The following is a 16,864-nucleotide window of genomic DNA, read 5'->3' on the forward strand; positions in this document are numbered from 1 at the left end:
AAACAACAACAAGAAGGGTTTTGAAGTCGAGAAAACCGCCAAGCCCAGCGGTTCGAACTACCCGCTGGCTGGGGGTTTTCGGGAGGACCCAAAGGCCTGAATGAGGCCTATCCCCGGGGGATCGGTTTGGAGGAGGACGTCAGCCCCCGAACTTCGCGGCGATCCGCTGGACGGCGGCGGCGAACTCTTCGGGGAAGTAGGATTGCACGACCCGACCCTGCACCTCGGCGAAGGGCAGGCGCTTGCGGTAGGCCGGAGTCCTGACATCGAGGAACATGGGCTTGAGAGCCCAGCCATGGCCGAAGCGGAACCGTTGCCAGATACCTGCGCCCATCCCGTGGGGATTACCCCAGAAATAGCCGAGATCACGAACCTTCTTGGCGCCGCTGTTGTCCGACTTGGTGGTCTGAGCGCCGAGAGCCGAGAGGATGCGGGCATATTGCCCACGGGACGGATTGCCATACTGATCGAGAGGGGCGGCCTTGGTTGGCACGAGATGGTGCCCAACCCCCAGGAAGCCCGCATGCATCAACTTGCCCTCGAACTTTTTTGCCCCGCGCGGGCCGCCCTCCACCTGGGGCTTGATGTACTTGGCGGCGGGCGTCCCCTTGCCCGCGAAGTCGCGGAATTCGACGGTGGCGACCAGCGCGGTCTTGTTGGCACCGCTGACCCGCAGGCTGTTGAGGGTATAGCGGGTAGGTCGATCAAAGACCCGCTCCATCTCCTTGACGGTGGCGGCCATGCCGCGATAGGCGGTGGCGGTGAGCGCGGTGGCGGTGGCATACGGCACCTGCCGTTGCCCGATATCATCCATGGCGGCGCGAAAGGCGGACTCGTCCACCCTAACGGTGACCAGCGCAGCCATGTCACACCCCGGAAATGACAACGCCCGCTCGGGTGGTGTTCCCGGCGGGCGCAGTTGAAGTCTTCACAGTCAAGGTCAATAGCGCTTCGTAATGCTCCCCGTCAAACCCATTTTCCAAGGCTCCGACAAAGCGCATGGAAAAACAACGTCGTAACCCTCCATGAGAGCAGGCTTCGACAGGGCATCGGCCAGCGACACCAGGGCCGCCCGCCATGCGGAATACATCGCCCTGGCCTGTTCAAGCTCCGCAGCCCCCAGCCCGACCAGCACCGCGCCGTCGGCCAGTTCCAGCGCCACCCGCACCCGGTGTCCGACCACATTGCGGTTGTCGTCGTAGAGTTTGGCCGGGCCGCCCCGCCCATTGAGCACCTGAGCCATCACCACCTTGGCGCCGGGCATCCAGTCTGGACGGGTGGCGGTCTTGGCCGACGCGATGACCAGCCCGGCCTGGACCCGCGACAGCATGCGCACGTGCGCGTGGACGGTCCAGGCGTCGGGATGGACGTCATCCACCGCTGCGCAAGGGTCAACGGCCACGTCCCAGCGCATCAGCGCCACGCCCGGCCCGGCGACATGCCCCCGGGCCTCGTCCACCGCCTGATGCTTGTAGGCCCAGACCAGAAGGTCTTCGATATCGATCAGCGTCCGCGTCATCCTCACCCCCCGAAGCCGTGTTTACGCAGGATTTCGACCGGCACCAGGCATCCGGCCTGACCGGGCTTCGGCCCCCACGAATCCAGCCAGAATCCACTGTCCTTGAAGCGGGAAAGCCGCTGATCCCAAGGCACCCCGCCACAACCATCACCCCCTGCCGAGCCCCTGGATGCTTCCGCCCGCACGGCGGCGATCAGGTCCGGCATCAGCTTGCCGAGATAGGACCACGGGTCATTGACCTTGCGCGATGTCAGTACCGACCTCGCGGCGGCGATGATCTCGTCGGCGCCATACCCAGCCTCCAGCCATTCCCTGGCCTTGCCGAAATCATCGATGTACCCCCTGACCCGCTTCGGTCCCGGGTCAACCCCGGACATCGCCCACACCGCCTCGACCACGGTTCCAACGCTTCCGAGCGCGGGCGCCTGGGATGAGATGGGGGGGATTATAGGGGGGGAGAAAGGGGGTGCAGGGGGAAAGAGGGGGGGCAAAGGGGGGGAGAGAAGGGCCGTCGCTAAAGGCTCGACCACCCCGGGGGGTGAATCGATGACCACCCCCCCTACCACCTCCGGGGGTGGCGAATTTTTACCATTGTTTTCAACGTGTTGTGACCTCCTCGAATTCGGCAGTTTCGCACCCGTTTTCTGCGCCTTTTCTCCATCGCGCCGCCGTCTCTCGTCACGGGTCATGCTCCGCGAGTAGATCACCTTGTTGCGGCTCACCGCGTAGACACCGGCCGTTTCCAGTTCGCGCAGCAATAGCTGGACTGTACTCGGGTCGGTACCGGTCAGGGTCGCAAGTTGGATGTCCGTCACGGGATGTCCGTTGACAACCAGATGGCCGTATGGATCGGCCTCATGCATGATGACCATGCATTCGATCCAGAGGCCGCGCGCCGCCAGCGAGCAGACGCGCAGCCCCTGATCCGCCCGCCATTCGGACGGATAGAACTTCATCGGCTTACCGGGCGGCATTGGCCGCCTCCAGGTCGAAGAACTTGCAGAAATCGCCATTGAAGCCCAGACGCACCACGCCGATCTTGCCCTGGCGCTGCTTGGCGACGATCACGTCGCCGGTGCCCATCACCTCCTCGCAGCGCTCCGACCAGCGGGCATGGCGGTCGTTGAACTTCTCCTGGGTTTCGTCCGGGCGCTTCGCCGGCTCGGCCCGCTCCAGGTAGTACTGCTCGCGATAGAGCAGCAGCACCACGTCGGCATCCTGCTCGATGGAGCCCGACTGCCGGAGATCGCTCATCATCGGCCGCTTGTCTTCCCGTTTTTCCAGGTCGCGGTTGAGCTGGGCCATCAGCAGCACCGGGACGTGCAGTTCCTTGGCCATGTCCTTGAGCGCGCCGGTGATGGCGGTGATCTCCGCCGTCTCGTTGAGTCCGGCCCGGCCCATGCGGTGGAGATGGTCGACCACCACCAGCCGCAATCCATGCTTGCGCTTGATGCGCCGGGCTCGCGCCCGGATGGCCTGGGCGGTCAGGGCCGGGGTATCGTCGATGTCGAGGCGCAGATTGCCCATTTCCCCCGCCGCCACCGCCAGTTTCTCGAACTGCCAGTCGGTGGGGTCACCTTGCAGGATGGCGGACAGCGGCACCCCGGTTTCCGCCGCCAGCGAGCGGTCGGAGACGTCCTGCCCGGTCATTTCCAGGGCGAACATCGCCACCCGCCCCCTCGGCACATCGGGGCCGTCGGGCAGGCCGCCCACATGGCGGGCGATGTTCTCGGCCAGCACGCTCTTGCCCATGCTGGGCCGCCCGGCGCCCACATACAGCAGGCCGGGCTTCAACCCGCCGATCATGCGGTCCAGCGGCGCCAGCCCGGTGGGTAGGCCCAGGGCCTTGCGGTCGCCGCGCCGGATGGAATCGATACGCGATACCGCCGCCAGGGCGGACCCGCCGATGGGTTGCGGCCCCACGCCCAGGGCGGCATCGGCCGCCATCTCGGTCAAGGCCGCCTCCAGCTGCTCGACAATGGCCCGCGCCGGCAGATCGACGCGCGGATCATAGGCCTCGCCCACCGCACCCTGGCAGGCGACGATCAGGGCGCGGCGGTCGGCCATGTCGCGGACCAGACGGGCATAATCCACCACGTTGGCGGTACTGACCACGCAATCGGCCAGCAGGGCCAGATAGCGGACGCCGCCGATCTCGGCCAGGGCGACATCGCGCTCGAAATAGGATTGCAGCGTCACCGGACTGGGCTTCGCCCCCCGCTCCGCCAGCGCCAGCATGGCGGCGAAGATCCGTCCATGGGCGGGATCGGCGAAGTGCTCGGCCGTGACGATCTCAGCCACCTCGTCCAGGGCGGGACCCCGGAGCATCACGGCGCCCAGCAGCGCCTGCTCGGCCTCGTAATTGTGAGGGGGCGCGCGAAAGGCGGTATCGGCCGGAGACCAGTCGGGCGGGGGCTGGTGGGTCATGTCACAGCCACCCCAGCGCCGGCGGCCCCTGGTGGGAATGATCCCAGACAAACCAGGCGAAGGCGATCATGCCGCCGAATTCGCCATCCTCGACCAGGCGGCCCCGCTGCATGGGCAGCCGCTTGGAAAAGACCCACACCGCCGACAGCGGCGTCGCCTCGAACATCGCCTTCCTGGCCTTGCCCTCCAGCCACGCCAGACGGCACAGCATCGCCACCTTGCCGGTGGTCCGGGCCAGGGCATGGCGGGCGAAGGCCTCGGCATGCTTGAAGGGGGGATTGGTGATGACGTTGTCGGCGCGAGTCTGGAAATCGAGAAGGAAGTCCACCCCCCCCCTTCCATAGCCCCGGTCGATCAGGTCGGTGCTGATCACATGATGGCCAGACTCCACCAGCACCTTGGAAATGGCGCCGTCTCCACAGGCTGGCTCCCAGATTGTGCCGGTGAAGGATTCCACCCCCAGCAGCGCACGGGTGCCGATGGGAGGGGTCGGATAGAAATCATCCTTTTCCCGATCCTTGGACGGGATGATCCCCCGGACATAGGCCGCCGAGACCGCATCAGCCGGGAGCCGCGCGCTCATTCCTCCAGACTCCTCGGCTGACGCGGATTGACTTCCACCGCCCGCCCCGGGGGCAGGCGCAGGAACCCGGCCGACACCCCATGGGCGGAAACCGCCACCAGGCGCGCCAGCACCTCGATGACGACGGCATCCGACCCGTCTCCACCCTCGGCGGCGATCCGCCGCGCCATGGCGATGATGGCTTCCGAGCGGCCGTTCATTCCGCCGCCTCGCGCCGCAGGGCCATCTCGGGAACATTGGCGCCGACCAGGGCGGCGGCCATGGGCGGGCAGACGCTGTTGCCGGCCATGCGGACCTGGGCGCGCTTGGACAGCGGCTTACCGTTGTGCTCGAGGTCGATGATGTAGCTGTCGGGGAAGCCCTGGGCGCGGAACAGCTCGCGGGGCGTCAGCATGCGCAGGCCGAGATCGGACAGGACGAAGGGCTCGCCCTCCACCATGACGGTGACCAGACCGAAGCGCGGCAGGGCGGTGACGGTGTGCAGCGGCTCGCCGCACTCCTGCCCATGCTCGGCGGCACCGTAATACTTGGTCAGGAAGGCCGCCACCAATCCGGCATGCTGGCCGCTGGCGGTCACCGTCTTGATCGGGTCATCCAGATCGCCGTTCCCGCCATCGGCGGCCGAGGAATAGAAGTGGGTCAGGTGGGCCGCGACCACGGAATGATGATCAGCGGTGGTCACCGTGCCGATGGGCTGCTCCACGCCGTGGCCGACCACGCCGCCATAGTGCTTGGCCAGGAAGGCGGCGACAAGGGCATGCTTGCCGCCGCCGGCAACTACGGTTCCCAGCGGCCTTTCGATATCCAGAGCCCTGGGCGCCTGCCCCTCACGCTCACCATATCCGGTCTGCACCAGGGTGGCGGCGACAAGTCCGACCTTATCCACGCCCACCAAGGTCGGAGCCGGCGCATCGCATTCCGCGCCAACGCTCCTGCCCTGGAACCGGGTGAGATGCGCCGCGACAAGTACCCGGTCGGCCTTGGCCGTGACGGTGCCCATGGGCTTGTCGGCGGGGCGGGGCGGCGACTGGGCAGCGCGGCCGCCGCAGCCGGTCAGCACCGGCGAGACCAGCAGGTGCTCGGCCTTGGTGCAGATGGTGGACAACGGATCACTCACGTCCCGCACCTTGCCGGAATCACCGTGCCCGGTATGGCCGATGCGCACGATGAACGGCTTGGCCGCATTGACCACGTAGCGCATGGCGCCGGTGGCCACCCGCCGGCAGGTGGCATCAGCCAGCGGACGGGCGCGCTCGAAGATGGACGGACAATGCAAGGACCAGTCGATGATGTCGGCGGCGCTGCGCCAGCGCTGCGGGCGGCCCGGCCCGTGGGTCGGTTCCGGCCAGACGATGGGCTCGCCGTCGCAGCGCGCGATCAGGAACAGCCGCTTGCGGATGGTCGGCGCGCCATAGTCGCAGGCCCGCAGTTCGCGCCACTGGACGCGATAGCCCCGGCGCTTCAGGTCCCCCACCCACTTGGCGAAGGTCTCGCCGCGCCGATCAGGGCACGGCGTGCCATCCTCCAGCAACGGCCCCCAGGTCTGGAACTCCTCGACGTTCTCCAGGAAGATCACCCGGGGCCGGATGTGGCGAGGCAGCCGGGCATAGCCCACCACCACCCAGGCCAGATCGCGGATATTCTTCTCACGCGGCTTGCCGCCCTTGGCCTTGGAAAAATGTTTGCAGTCGGGTGAAAACCACGCCGCGCCGATGGGTCGTCCGGCGGCGACCTCGGACGGGTCGGCCTGCCAGATGTTCTGGCACCAGTGGCGGGTCTCCGGGTGGTTGGCCATGTGCATGGCCACCGCCTCGGGGTCGTGGTTGAGCGCTTCCTCGGGCGAGCGCCCCAGGGCCTCGCGGATTCCTTCGCACGAGCCACCGCCACCGGCGAAGCCGACCACGATGATCTCGCCGGATCGGGACGGGACGGCGGGGGCGGGAAACAGGATGGACATGTCAGTCGAGCCCCCCGAACGGGTTGGGCAGGCCGACGCCGATCTCGTCATTGACGCGATCGCCCCGCCGCAGCCACCAGACCAGGGCGCCAACCACGAACAGGGCGGCGGCCATGCCGAGAATCGCCAGCACCAGGGCGATCAGGCCAACCGCATCCATCAGCCATGACAATGTGTCCATGATGTCCCCCTTTTGTAAGCGTCAGCGCCGGGCCGGGCCGCCACCATGCGCCGCCCCCTGGGGCGGCACCGCCACCCCCGGATAGGCGATCAGCGGCAAAGACCGCTCGGCCAGCACCGAATTGGCGGCGCGCACCAGATCGGCGGCGCCGCAAGGGCGGCCGTCGAGGACATAGCCCCGCCGCCCCGGCTCGCCGCGCGGCAGCAGCACCATCAGGGCGCGGGAAATGGGGTTTCCCGCCACCACCGGCTCTCCCGCCTGGGGATGGCACCATCCCGGGGCGGCATGGTCGAGCACCGCGACCGGCACTTCGGCGGGCACGACCGGAGTGGCCGCCGACAGGACGTCCACGCCCGCCACCGTCTCGGCCAAAGTGCCGTCGGGGCGGATGACCCCCATGCGCCGCAGCGAGGCGAGCACCACGGAGACGCCATGACGCCGCCCGCCCAGATCGATCACCAGCCGGGACACCGCCTCGGTCTGGCTGGGGACCCGCCCCAGCTTCCGCTCCAGCAGGCGATAGCTCTCCACCGCCCGCCGCTGGGCCTCGGTCATCTTGACGCGGGCCAGGGGAACCAGGGCGTTCATGGCTGGGACTCCAGCCGGGCGATCAGCGCCTCGGCGGCCCCGATGGCCTCGCGCAGTTCCCGGATCACCTTCGGCCGCTCGGTGTGATCGATGCGGCCATCGGCCAGCGCCTCGGCCAGGGCCGCCACCCCCTCGGCCATCTCGGCCAGGGCGGCGGCCGGTGCCGTGTCCCCGTCCTGCCGCCGGAATCCGGTCAGCCCGGCCAGGGCCAGCACCTGCTGGGCATAGGTCACCGGCAGCACCCGGCAATAGGCCAGGAAGGCCGACAGGGTCGGCGTGGTCTGGCCCAGGGCATGGGCCTTGACGGTGCGCGGCTCGAAGCCGGTGGCCGCCACCACCATCTCGCGGGACAGCGGCATATGGTCGCCCACATGCTGGGCGAAGGCGGCGGCGGCGCGCAGCCGCGCCACGTCGCTGTCCGGGCCGGGATCAACGGTCATGGTTTCCCCCATTGGTAAGCATCATCATCTGTTGATGAAACGGATTGACGACATTCAGGCCCTGTTGGCCGAACCGCCGCCCCTCGGCCATCCCGAGCGGGAGGGATGGAACCACGCGGTGGACCGGGATCTGTTCCCGGCCCTGCGGAGACTGGCCGCGCACCCGCACCCGCATGTGAGGGCGCAGGTGTGGCGGGCGGCGCAACGGTGGACGGAGGGATGAGGCGCTCATGGAACACCTTCGGAAGAAGAGGCCCCGGCGGCGCCATGACGGCACCCATCCGGGGAGTTGACCGCCCCAGGCAGGGAGGAATCGGGGGCGGGGCGGGCGGCCAAGTGTGCAAAAAGGCTGAGGGTCACCCCCTCGAATCCTCGTCGCTCAGCAGCGGCAACCACGTCAAGCCAACGGCTGGCGGGGATGCTGTTGCGATTGCGCCAGGCACGGACATTGAGCCCGGTTTCCCCGATGTCGGCGGCGAGGGCGGTGGCGGTGCCCCACAGGGCGATGATGTCGGCAAAGGTTTTCATGGCGATACGATACGAAGCATATCGCGCGAGGTCAATATGATTTGTATTGCCGGAGCCGATACGATGTGTTGCATGGATACGCCAGGAAACAGACTCCGCCATCTGAGGATCAAGGCCGGGTATGGAAGTGCTGCCGACTTTGCGCGTGCGCATGGAATCGAGGCAGTGACCTATCGAAAGCACGAATCGGGCGATAACGGGGTCCGGCCGGATGTTGCTGGCCGTTACGCGAAGATATTTGGGGTATCTGCATCATGGATACTGTATGGGGATGGCTCTGCGCCAGCCTCGATAATGCAGGCTAAAGGACAGGAAGAGCTCCCTTCAGTCTACGTGCCCCCTCCCCATGATGACGGCTTCGTGGCGCGCGCCATTCCAATCCCAACCCAGGCGCAAATGCCCCGCACTCTGCCGGTCTACGGCTTAGCTCAGGGCGGTGATGATGGCGCGTTCGAGATGAATGGCTCCGTCCTCGATTACGTCGAAATGCCGCCGGCTCTGGCGGGGACAAAGAACCCGTATGGCGTCTATGTCTCAGGCGAATCCATGTCGCCTCGATATGAGCCCGGATGGCTGCTTCACGTCCACCCGCACAAGCCGGCCAGGCCGGGCGACAATGTTGTCGTCCAGATCAGGGCGAGAGACGAGCATTCCCCGCCGCTGGCCTATGTCAAGGTGTTGGTGTCAGACCATCATAAGAGCGGCGGAAAGCTGATCGTACGCCAGTTTAACCCGGACAAAAAATTGGTATGGGAAGGACAGGAAGTGGTGAGCGTCCACAAGATCGTTGGAGTGGCTCACGAATGATATTCTCTACCAGATCATCTTTGGCGCTCGAGTGGTCGAAGATTTTTGGTTCTGGACATAATTCTTAATCACGCTCTACCACGTCAAATGGCTCGGCACCGGCGCCGGAATCGCCGGGGCTCTGCTGGTCGCCCTGAACATCCCCTCCAGCGGCTGGGGATTCGTCCTCTTCCTGATTTCCTCATCGAGCGGGATGGCTGCCGCAGCAATTGTGGGCGACCGCCCACTAGGCGCCCTCAATGCTGCTTTTACCGCCATCAATCTTCTGGGGATCTGGCGGTGGCTGGGGTGATCAGTCTGACCTTATTCCCCACCCTCGGGTTGCAACACGTTCAGTTACAGCGAATGATCCAGACCCATCCGCCCCATTTGGCGTCATGGGCTGGAGATTCCGACACCCGAGAGAAGCCTAGCGGACAGGACTGCATGGCTTCCTGCCGCAGTTCCGCCTCTTGGAGCGATGGTGTCGCCACGGCTCCGTTCTCGTAGCGAATGACCAGTTCATCTCGTCCCAAATTGGACGTCGAAACTGATCCACATCCGATCAAGGTCAAGGAGAAGATAACCGCCCAACCAAGCGGGACGCACCCCCGGCTGAACGCGACCATTGCCACGATCACCGCCATCACAAGCCCCCCAATGGCCATTGCCCCGAAAAATCCATAGCACCACCAATCTAAGTTCTTCGCGATGGATGGTCACATTTCTCTCGACGATATGCGCGATACAAATAATATTGACCTCGAACGATATGTTTCGTATTGTGCCTCCCACGCACCCCACGGTGCTGCGGTCCTCCCCACCGCGCCCGCCGCCGATCCGACCCCGGTGGCGGGCACCTGGGAGGCAGGAAGGGAGAGCAGCATGAAGACCATCACCAAACGCTACCCCGTCGTCCACCTCGGCTACGTGGCCGGCCACGCCACCACCAAGGCCGGTGCGCTGCGCCTGATCCGAAAGATGAACAGTCGGGTCAGCAAGGTCAGCCTCAGCCGCGGCAAGAAGCCGCTTTGGCAAGCCATCGAGTGGAAGGCCTAAGCCATGACCGCCACCCAGCCCGTCACCGTGGCCGACCGCATCGCCACCGCCCGCGCCTTGTGGCAGAGCGGCGCCACCCTGTCGGCCGCCATCTGCGCCCGCTGGGCCGGCATCGCGCTGCGCGAATCCGCCATGCCCGCCGAACTGGCGGTCAACCCCTTCGAGGCCGAGGACGAGGCCGAGCTGGCCCATGCCTTCGCCACCGGCCTGGCCAAGGGCCGCCGCATTCCCAGCGCCGTCCAGACCTGGACACCCATTCCCGGCTGCACCCACGCGGCGCACGCCGCCGGCCCCAATTCCTGACCACCGAGGACACCATGAGCAACATCGAGAGCCCCGAGCGCCGTCTTCCCGCCATCGGCGCGCCGTTTGGCGGCGGTTACTTCGTCGATACCGTCACCAACAACGGCCAGACCTACGCCCTGGTGGTGGCGCCGAAGTCGGAAGACGCGGGCGGCAAGACCTGGAAGCAGGCCCAGAAGCTGGCCGCGGCCTGCCGCGCCGGCGGCCACGAGGACTGGCAGCTTCCCAGCCGCCGCGATGCCCTGGCCATGGCGGAAAAGCTGCTGCCGACCGGCAGCCAGACGCCGGAAGCCTTCCGCGAGGGTGGAGAGCAGGCCCTTGAGCGATCGTGGTACTGGACCGCCGCCGAGGTTGACGGCGAACCCGGCTACGCCTGGCTGCAGTACTTCGGCTACGGCTGCCAGTCCAGCAGCAAGGGCCTCAGGGACCGGGTCCGAGCCGTCCGCAAACATCCCCTTTAACTCTCACCCCTTTCCCAGCCGCTTCGGCGGCTGGGGCTGATGTCAGAGGAAACGAGGACGAGACGGCAATGACTACGGACAAGCCCGGAGCCGGGCACAACAGCGGCGACGACGAGCAACAGACCACCCGGATCGGCGGCATCGCCGCCGAGGCGCTGCGGTCCTTCATCGAGCGCATCGAACGGCTGCATGAGGAAAAGAAGGCCTTGGAGGGCGACCTGAAGGACGTCTACGCCCAGTGCAAGTCCCAGGGATTCGACACCAAGATCATCAAGCGCCTGATCGCCTTGCGGCGCATCGACCCGCAAGCCCGCGAAGAGGGAGCCCAACTCCTCGCGCTCTATGCCGCCGCCATCGGCGAGCAATTGCCCCTCAACCTCTGACCGGATGCCGCGTCGGCCGGGCCAACGCACCTTGCCGTAGGAGTGACTACCCACGGTGCAAACCGCCCCCCCTCAAAGCCCATCACGGGCAACCCGGCCGACGCCGCTGCTTTTCGAAGGATCACCCATGACCACCCAGATCACCCCTGCCAACACCGGAGCCCTGTTTCTGCAACAGGCGTCGGGCGGCATGTTCCGCCTGGACTCGCCGCTGATGGAATCGGTCCACTGGCCAGACATCGCCGAATGTCTGGCCAAGGAACCGCGCTTCGCCGGGGCAACCCGCAATCTGGTGTTCAGCGTGGCACAGCATTGCGATCTTGTCGGCCGCATCGCCGAGGGCCTGGCCCGAAAGCGCCTGACCTGCGACGAGCAGATTCGCCGCGCCGCCCTGGCCGGGCACATCCACGACGCCCACGAATTCGCCACCCGCGATATTCCGACGCCGACCAAGGACATGCTGGCCCGCCTGGCCGGCACCGACGTGGTCCGCCAGCTGCAAGCCCATATCGATGCCGCCCTTTATCCCGCCGCCGGCCTGCCCTGGCCCCTGCCGGCGACCCTGGCCGCCATCGTCGCCGAGGCCGACGCCATCGCCTGCGCCACCGAAAAACGCGACCTGATGGCCGAGCCCATCCTTCCCTGGGGTGGGCACCTTCCTGCAGCACTGCCCGAGCGCCTGACCCCCTGGCCGCCCCGCTTCGTCGAAATCATCGACCGCTGGTGGAGGCGCTTTCAGGTCCTGACCGGCGACCGCCCCACCACCACCATCGGAGCGCACTGACATGGCCGGTAGCGTCAACAAGGTCATTCTCGTCGGAAATCTGGGCCGCGATCCTGAGATTCGCACCGCCCAGAACGGCGACAAGGTCGTCAATCTGAACATCGCCACCTCCGAAACCTGGAAGGACCGGAGCACCGGCGAGCGCAAGGAAAAGACCGAGTGGCACCGGGTGGTGATCTTCAATCCCAATCTGGCCGATGTGGCCGAGCGATTCTTGCGCAAGGGCTCCAGCGTCTATGTTGAAGGCGCACTCCAGACTCGCAAGTGGACCGACCAGGCGGGCCAGGAAAAGTATACCACCGAGGTGGTGATCGGTCGCTTCAAGGGCGTCCTGACCCTGCTGGGCAAGGCCGAGGGCGGCCAACAGAGCGGGGGGAATGGCAGCAGCAACGGCGGACAATCCTGGGAGCCGCCCGCCGGCCTCGACGACGAAATCCCGTTCTAAAAATGACCACCGGCCCCACCACCGTCACCATCCAGATCGAAAGCTGCCAGGGCTGCGATGCCCTGGTCACCGATCCGGTCTATCTCGCCACCTATGCCCGCTGCCGGGAAGCCGGAAGGCGGATCATCACCGCCTGGTGGGATCGCCGCACTCCGACACCTCCCTGGTGTCCCGCGAAATCGAACTCAGAGGAGAGCAACCATGCCTGATACCGCGCCCAACCCCGGGCTCACCATCCCCGTTCCCGCCATCGGCACCCCCATAGCCGGCGGTTTCTTCGGCGGCGTGTCCCGCGACGGCACGTGGATCATCGTGTCGCCCAAGGCCGAGGGCGAAACCGTCCTGGCCTGGAAGACCACCATGACCGCCAGCCCCGGCGCGCTGTCGTTCGTCGATGGCCTCGCCAACACCCGCGACATCGCCGACGCCGACCACCCGGCCGCCGCCTTCTGCGCCGCCCTGCGCATCGGCGGGTACGACGACTGGCACCTGGGCAGCCTCGACGACATGCAGACCCTGATGCGCAACCTGATGCCGCTGTCCGGCGGCAATCCCGCACAGACGGCGGTCGAGGCGTTCCAGGAGGGCGGCGCCGAGGCCTTCGAGGCGGCGTGGCACTGGACCAGCACCCAGGACAGCCCCGGCTACGCCTGGCTGCAGGACTTCGGCTACGGCCTCCAGTACTACACCAAGTACGACAGACACCGGGTCCGAGCCGTCCGCAAATGTCTTCTTTAGCCCTTTAACCCTTTATCCGGCCGCTTCGGCGGCCGGGTGATGCCTGGAGGAGGTTTTGCATGGCGCTGGCCACCGAACTGCCCATCTACCGCGAGACATACGCCCTGGTCCAGCTTCTGGCGAAGCTGACGGGACAGTATCCCCGCAACTACCGGCAGGTTCTGGCCCGCGAGATCCTGACCGAGGGCCAGCAGATGGCGGTGGAGATCTTCCGCGCCAACTGCGTCACCGGCCCCGCCAAGGCGCCGCACATCGAGAGGATGCGCGAACACCTGGAGGTGCTGCGCTTGCAGCTGCGCCTGTCCAAGGACCTTCACCTGATCTCCCCCAAGCAATTCGGGGACACGGTGGAACTGACGACCGCCGTCGGCAAGCAGGCGACGGCATGGCTGAAATACGCGAGGAGCGCCTGATGCCCGAAGGTCAAGGCCTTCGCGCCCGTGCGCATCATTTGGTCGGGGTAGCGGCCCCTCCCGATGCATACGGGGTCGCTCCAGGCGCCGATGGGATACGGCGGGTGCTCCCCCGCGCGTCCCGGCGCAGCTCGGCCGGCGTCGATGACCCGGCGGCGAAGGCCGCCAGCCCGATGGATTGGACGCCTGCGCGTCCGGGTCAATCGCCGGCCCGGCCTGTACACCCCCGACAGGACTTGGTCCGGCTACGCCTGGCTGCAGAACTTCAACAACGGCAACCAGAACAACAACAAGAACAACAGAAACCGGGTCCGAGCCGTCCGCACATGATCACGCAACAGCCGTCAGACATCACCGTGTCCCAGCTTTTCGAGGCCTATTACGACTGCCGGCGCCACAAGCGCAACACGGCCTCCGCCCTGGAATTCGAGATGGCGCTGGAAAACAACCTGATGGACCTGCTGGCCGAGCTGCAGGCCGGCACCTGGATGCCGGGACCGGCGACCGTCTTCGCCATCACCCGGCCCCGCCCGCGCGAGGTGTGGGCCGCCCAGTTCCGCGACCGCATCGTCCACCACCTGGTCTACCGCGCCGTCAACCCGCTGTTCGAGCCGGCGTTCATCGCCGATTCCTGCGCCTGCATCAAGGGGCGCGGCACGCTGTACGGCGCCGAGCGCCTGCACCGCCACCTACGCTCGGCCACCGAGAACTGGAGCAAGCCGGCCTTCTATCTGAAAGCCGACATCGCCAATTTCTTCGGATCGATCCGGCACGCCGATCTGTTCGCCATGCTGGCCCGGAGGATCACCGACCCCACCATGCTCGATCTGTGCCGCAAGCTGGTGTTCCAGGACGTGCGCCAGGGCGCCATCGTCAAGGACGGCGCCGGAACCCTGGCCCTGGTGCCGCCGCACAAAAGCCTGTTTCAGGTCCCGCCCGGCATCGGCCTGCCCATCGGCAACCTCAGCAGCCAATTCTTCGCCAACGTCTACCTGGACGGCTTGGATCAGACGATCAAGCGCCGCCTCGGCATGCGCCACTACGTCCGCTATGTCGACGACATGGTGATGATCCACCCCGAGCCCAAGGCGCTGCTGGCCGCCGCCGATGCCATCCGGGACCACCTGGCCGGAATCGGCCTGAAGCTGGCCGAGCACAAGACCTTCGTGGCGCCGGTCGCCAAGGGCGTCGATTTCGTCGGCCACGTCATCCGCCCGCACCGCCGCCAGGGCCGCCCCAGAACCCACCGCGCAGCCCTGCGCCGGCTGATGGAGATCCCGGCCGAGGACTTCATGCCGTCCTGCAACAGCTATCTCGGCCTGTTCCGCCACGGCGGCAGCCGCAACCAGATCATCGCACTCGCCCGGATCGCTCTGCGGCGCCGCCACTGGGTAGCCGCCGACCTGACCAAGGTGGGCGGCCGGCGCATCCACACACCGAGGACATCATCATGACCGCGCCCGAACAGCACGCCGGCACCGCCCTGCCGGCCGAGCCGTCGCCGCAGTGCCGCGACTGCATCAACTCCACCGCCCGGGACCACGTCTGCCTGGATGGGCATCTGCAGACCGAACGGTGCCCGTACCACGAACCACTGCCCTACTGAGGACGATCATGAAGGCAATCACCCTCCACCAGCCCTACGCTTCGCTGATCGCCATCGGTGCGAAGCCATTCGAGACTCGCAGCTTCCCGCCACCGGCCAAGCTGATCGGCCAACGGATCGCCATCCATGCGGCGAAGGCCGACCACTCCAATCGCCTCTTGCTCACCCTGGGGCATGAGGCGATCAGCGCCATCATCGACGCCCTTGAGGTTGGAGGCCAGGGCCATAGGGTCTCGTGGTCGCAGCTTCCGCACGGCGCAGTCGTCTGCACGGCGGTGATGGCGGGGGCCTACCACGTTTTCCCGTGTCTGGATGGCGGGATCAAGCTCCTCGCCCCGGTGGGCATGGGAAAGCCCCTACCTGCCGAGATGGCCCACCACACCGACCACTTCGGCGATTACAGCCCCGGTCGCTGGTGCTGGCAGCTGACCGACGTGCAGGTGCTGCCCGAGCCGGTTCCCGCCAAGGGGAAGCAGGGCTGGTGGGAATGGGAGGGCCTCGCCAATGGCTGACCGCACCAAAATCGAATGGACCGATGCCACCTGGAACGCCCTACGCGGCTGCTCCAAGGTCTCGGCCGGCTGTACCAACTGCTATGCCGAGGGTATGGCCGGGCGCTTCTCCGACCCTGGGCAATGGGGCTACGGCATCGCCACCCGCGAGCCGGAAAGCCTGGAACGCTATATCCTGCGGGGGCGCTGGACCGGAAAAGTGGTGCTGGACGAAAAGGCCCTGTTCAAGCCGCTGCACTGGAAGAAGCCACGCCGCATCTTCGTCACCAGTATCGGCGATCCATTCCACCCGGCGGTGACGGACGACATGTTGGACCGCCTGTTCGCGGTCATGGCGCTGGCACCCCAGCATACCTTCCAGCTGCTGACCAAACGGCCTGAGCGGATGCGGGCATATCTTGACGGCGCAGCAACTCCGATCCGAATTGCGTCGGCCTCGGTCAGCATGGCCGTTGGCGATCTGCGCTGGTCGAACCCTTGCGGAACGGATGGCTGGTGGCCGCTTCCCAACGTCTGGCTGGGCGTCTCGGTCGAAAACCAGCCGGCGGCAAACGAGCGCATTCCGCATCTGCTGGCGACCCCGGCCACCATGCGGTTCCTGTCGTGCGAGCCGTTACTGGGGCCTCTGGACTTGGAGCGGTGGCTGCGCATCGACTGGCAGTGTCAGGGGTGCAAGGGGTTCTTTCGGGGAAGACACCGCAAAATCTGCCCAGACTGTGGGCGCGAAGAATTCTGGTCAGGAAGCCACGCTTTCAACGGGCGCAGCATGAAACCCAATCCCGTGGTTCCGCCCCAAGGTGGACGCGGCATAGACTGGGTGATCGTCGGCGGAGAGAGCGGCCCCAAGGCCCGGCCCATGCACCCGGACTGGGCGATAGCCCTGCGCGACCAGTGCTCCGCCGCTGGCGTGCCATTCTTTTTCAAGCAATGGGGCGAATGGGGACCTTATGACGAGGACCACTGCCCTGCCACGGCCGATATCGATCCATATGACGCCGACGAGCGCGGTATCTGGATGACCCCGGATGGGGGGCGCGCCAATTTCGGAACACGCTTCAATCGCAACGCCCAGATGATCCGCATCGGCAAGAAGGCCGCCGGGCGACGGATCGACGGCCGGGAACACCTCGACGTCCCCATGGACCGCTGAC

At 66.5% G+C, this 16,864-nt stretch carries 26 protein-coding genes; 15 read left to right on the plus strand and 11 right to left on the minus strand.

Annotation, left to right across the window (positions count from 1 at the left end):
* Window positions 1–139: 139 nt before the first annotated feature.
* The 10 genes from H261_RS03235 to H261_RS03275 form a co-directional block, all read right to left on the minus strand.
* Window positions 140–865 (minus strand): hypothetical protein, encoded by a 726-nt coding sequence (locus H261_RS03235; protein WP_052004131.1) that lies wholly within the window; start codon window positions 863–865, stop codon window positions 140–142.
* Between the two features lie 75 nt (window positions 866–940).
* Window positions 941–1,519: a hypothetical protein gene (locus H261_RS03240; protein ID WP_008614270.1), complete on the minus strand. Its 579-nt coding sequence runs from the start codon at window positions 1,517–1,519 to the stop codon at window positions 941–943.
* Between the two features lie 2 nt (window positions 1,520–1,521).
* On the minus strand, window positions 1,522–2,493 hold the full coding sequence (locus H261_RS23185; RefSeq protein WP_008614272.1) for a hypothetical protein: 972 nt from the start codon (window positions 2,491–2,493) through the stop codon (window positions 1,522–1,524).
* Window positions 2,480–3,946 (minus strand): replicative DNA helicase, encoded by a 1,467-nt coding sequence (locus tag H261_RS03250; protein ID WP_008614273.1) that lies wholly within the window; start codon window positions 3,944–3,946, stop codon window positions 2,480–2,482. The genes H261_RS23185 and H261_RS03250 overlap by 14 nt, the downstream gene beginning before the upstream one ends.
* Before the next feature lies 1 nt (window position 3,947).
* Entirely contained in the window at window positions 3,948–4,529 is a 582-nt protein-coding gene (locus H261_RS03255; RefSeq protein ID WP_008614276.1) for a hypothetical protein, read from the minus strand.
* Window positions 4,526–4,729 carry a hypothetical protein gene (locus tag H261_RS03260; protein ID WP_008614277.1) on the minus strand — a complete coding sequence of 68 codons (204 nt, stop codon included), beginning with the start codon at window positions 4,727–4,729 and terminating at the stop codon, window positions 4,526–4,528. The genes H261_RS03255 and H261_RS03260 overlap by 4 nt, the downstream gene beginning before the upstream one ends.
* Complete coding sequence (locus tag H261_RS03265; RefSeq protein WP_008614279.1) at window positions 4,726–6,486, minus strand: DNA cytosine methyltransferase; 1,761 nt, start codon at window positions 6,484–6,486, stop codon at window positions 4,726–4,728. The genes H261_RS03260 and H261_RS03265 overlap by 4 nt, the downstream gene beginning before the upstream one ends.
* Before the next feature lies 1 nt (window position 6,487).
* Window positions 6,488–6,667 (minus strand): hypothetical protein, encoded by a 180-nt coding sequence (locus H261_RS24710; protein WP_152426680.1) that lies wholly within the window; start codon window positions 6,665–6,667, stop codon window positions 6,488–6,490.
* 21 nt (window positions 6,668–6,688) lie between these two features.
* On the minus strand, window positions 6,689–7,255 hold the full coding sequence (locus H261_RS03270) for a hypothetical protein (protein ID WP_008614281.1): 567 nt from the start codon (window positions 7,253–7,255) through the stop codon (window positions 6,689–6,691).
* On the minus strand, window positions 7,252–7,695 hold the full coding sequence (locus tag H261_RS03275) for a phage regulatory CII family protein (RefSeq protein ID WP_152426681.1): 444 nt from the start codon (window positions 7,693–7,695) through the stop codon (window positions 7,252–7,254). The genes H261_RS03270 and H261_RS03275 overlap by 4 nt, the downstream gene beginning before the upstream one ends.
* On the opposite strand from H261_RS03275, the gene H261_RS25310 reads away from it, so the two are divergent.
* Window positions 7,694–7,918, plus strand: a complete 225-nt coding sequence (locus H261_RS25310) for a hypothetical protein (protein ID WP_161624997.1) — start codon at window positions 7,694–7,696, stop codon at window positions 7,916–7,918. The genes H261_RS03275 and H261_RS25310 overlap by 2 nt on opposite strands.
* Before the next feature lie 5 nt (window positions 7,919–7,923).
* On the opposite strand, the gene H261_RS25315 is transcribed toward H261_RS25310, so the two are convergent.
* Window positions 7,924–8,376 (minus strand): carph-isopro domain-containing protein, encoded by a 453-nt coding sequence (locus tag H261_RS25315; protein ID WP_161624998.1) that lies wholly within the window; start codon window positions 8,374–8,376, stop codon window positions 7,924–7,926.
* Between the two features lie 12 nt (window positions 8,377–8,388).
* Here H261_RS25315 and H261_RS25320 point away from each other — a divergent pair, with 12 nt between their 5' ends.
* The 14 genes from H261_RS25320 (at window position 8,389) to H261_RS03340 (ending at window position 16,863) form a co-directional block, all read left to right on the plus strand.
* Entirely contained in the window at window positions 8,389–9,030 is a 642-nt protein-coding gene (locus tag H261_RS25320) for a S24 family peptidase (protein ID WP_161624999.1), read from the plus strand.
* Between the two features lie 864 nt (window positions 9,031–9,894).
* Window positions 9,895–10,068, plus strand: coding sequence for a hypothetical protein (locus tag H261_RS25325; RefSeq protein ID WP_161625000.1), 174 nt, complete (start codon window positions 9,895–9,897; stop codon window positions 10,066–10,068).
* Window positions 10,069–10,071: 3 nt separating this feature from the next.
* Window positions 10,072–10,371, plus strand: a complete 300-nt coding sequence (locus H261_RS03290) for a hypothetical protein (protein WP_008614287.1) — start codon at window positions 10,072–10,074, stop codon at window positions 10,369–10,371.
* A 14-nt stretch (window positions 10,372–10,385) separates the two neighbouring features.
* Window positions 10,386–10,832 carry an Lcl C-terminal domain-containing protein gene (locus tag H261_RS03295; protein ID WP_008614288.1) on the plus strand — a complete coding sequence of 149 codons (447 nt, stop codon included), beginning with the start codon at window positions 10,386–10,388 and terminating at the stop codon, window positions 10,830–10,832.
* Window positions 10,833–10,900: 68 nt separating this feature from the next.
* Complete coding sequence (locus H261_RS03300; RefSeq protein WP_008614289.1) at window positions 10,901–11,215, plus strand: DUF2312 domain-containing protein; 315 nt, start codon at window positions 10,901–10,903, stop codon at window positions 11,213–11,215.
* Window positions 11,216–11,342: 127 nt separating this feature from the next.
* Window positions 11,343–11,999: an HD domain-containing protein gene (locus tag H261_RS03305; protein WP_008614290.1), complete on the plus strand. Its 657-nt coding sequence runs from the start codon at window positions 11,343–11,345 to the stop codon at window positions 11,997–11,999.
* A gap of 1 nt (window position 12,000) precedes the next feature.
* Window positions 12,001–12,444: a single-stranded DNA-binding protein gene (gene ssb / locus H261_RS03310; protein ID WP_008614291.1), complete on the plus strand. Its 444-nt coding sequence runs from the start codon at window positions 12,001–12,003 to the stop codon at window positions 12,442–12,444.
* A 2-nt stretch (window positions 12,445–12,446) separates the two neighbouring features.
* On the plus strand, window positions 12,447–12,653 hold the full coding sequence (locus H261_RS03315) for a hypothetical protein (RefSeq protein WP_008614293.1): 207 nt from the start codon (window positions 12,447–12,449) through the stop codon (window positions 12,651–12,653).
* Complete coding sequence (locus H261_RS03320) at window positions 12,646–13,182, plus strand: Lcl domain-containing protein (protein WP_008614294.1); 537 nt, start codon at window positions 12,646–12,648, stop codon at window positions 13,180–13,182. Before H261_RS03315 ends, H261_RS03320 begins: the two co-directional genes overlap by 8 nt.
* Before the next feature lie 59 nt (window positions 13,183–13,241).
* Window positions 13,242–13,595 carry a four helix bundle protein gene (locus tag H261_RS03325; protein ID WP_008614296.1) on the plus strand — a complete coding sequence of 118 codons (354 nt, stop codon included), beginning with the start codon at window positions 13,242–13,244 and terminating at the stop codon, window positions 13,593–13,595.
* A 326-nt stretch (window positions 13,596–13,921) separates the two neighbouring features.
* The gene (locus H261_RS03330; RefSeq protein ID WP_008614298.1) at window positions 13,922–15,049 is read left to right on the plus strand and encodes an RNA-directed DNA polymerase; all 1,128 of its coding nucleotides are present in this window, start codon (window positions 13,922–13,924) and stop codon (window positions 15,047–15,049) included.
* Window positions 15,046–15,201, plus strand: coding sequence for a hypothetical protein (locus tag H261_RS25330; protein ID WP_161625001.1), 156 nt, complete (start codon window positions 15,046–15,048; stop codon window positions 15,199–15,201). Before H261_RS03330 ends, H261_RS25330 begins: the two co-directional genes overlap by 4 nt.
* A gap of 8 nt (window positions 15,202–15,209) precedes the next feature.
* Window positions 15,210–15,713: an ASCH domain-containing protein gene (locus H261_RS03335; protein ID WP_008614300.1), complete on the plus strand. Its 504-nt coding sequence runs from the start codon at window positions 15,210–15,212 to the stop codon at window positions 15,711–15,713.
* Entirely contained in the window at window positions 15,706–16,863 is a 1,158-nt protein-coding gene (locus H261_RS03340) for a phage Gp37/Gp68 family protein (protein WP_008614302.1), read from the plus strand. Before H261_RS03335 ends, H261_RS03340 begins: the two co-directional genes overlap by 8 nt.
* Window position 16,864: the final 1 nt, after the last annotated feature.

The sequence above is a fragment of the Paramagnetospirillum caucaseum genome (assembly GCF_000342045.1).
Taxonomy (GTDB): Bacteria; Pseudomonadota; Alphaproteobacteria; order Rhodospirillales; family Magnetospirillaceae; genus Phaeospirillum; species Phaeospirillum caucaseum.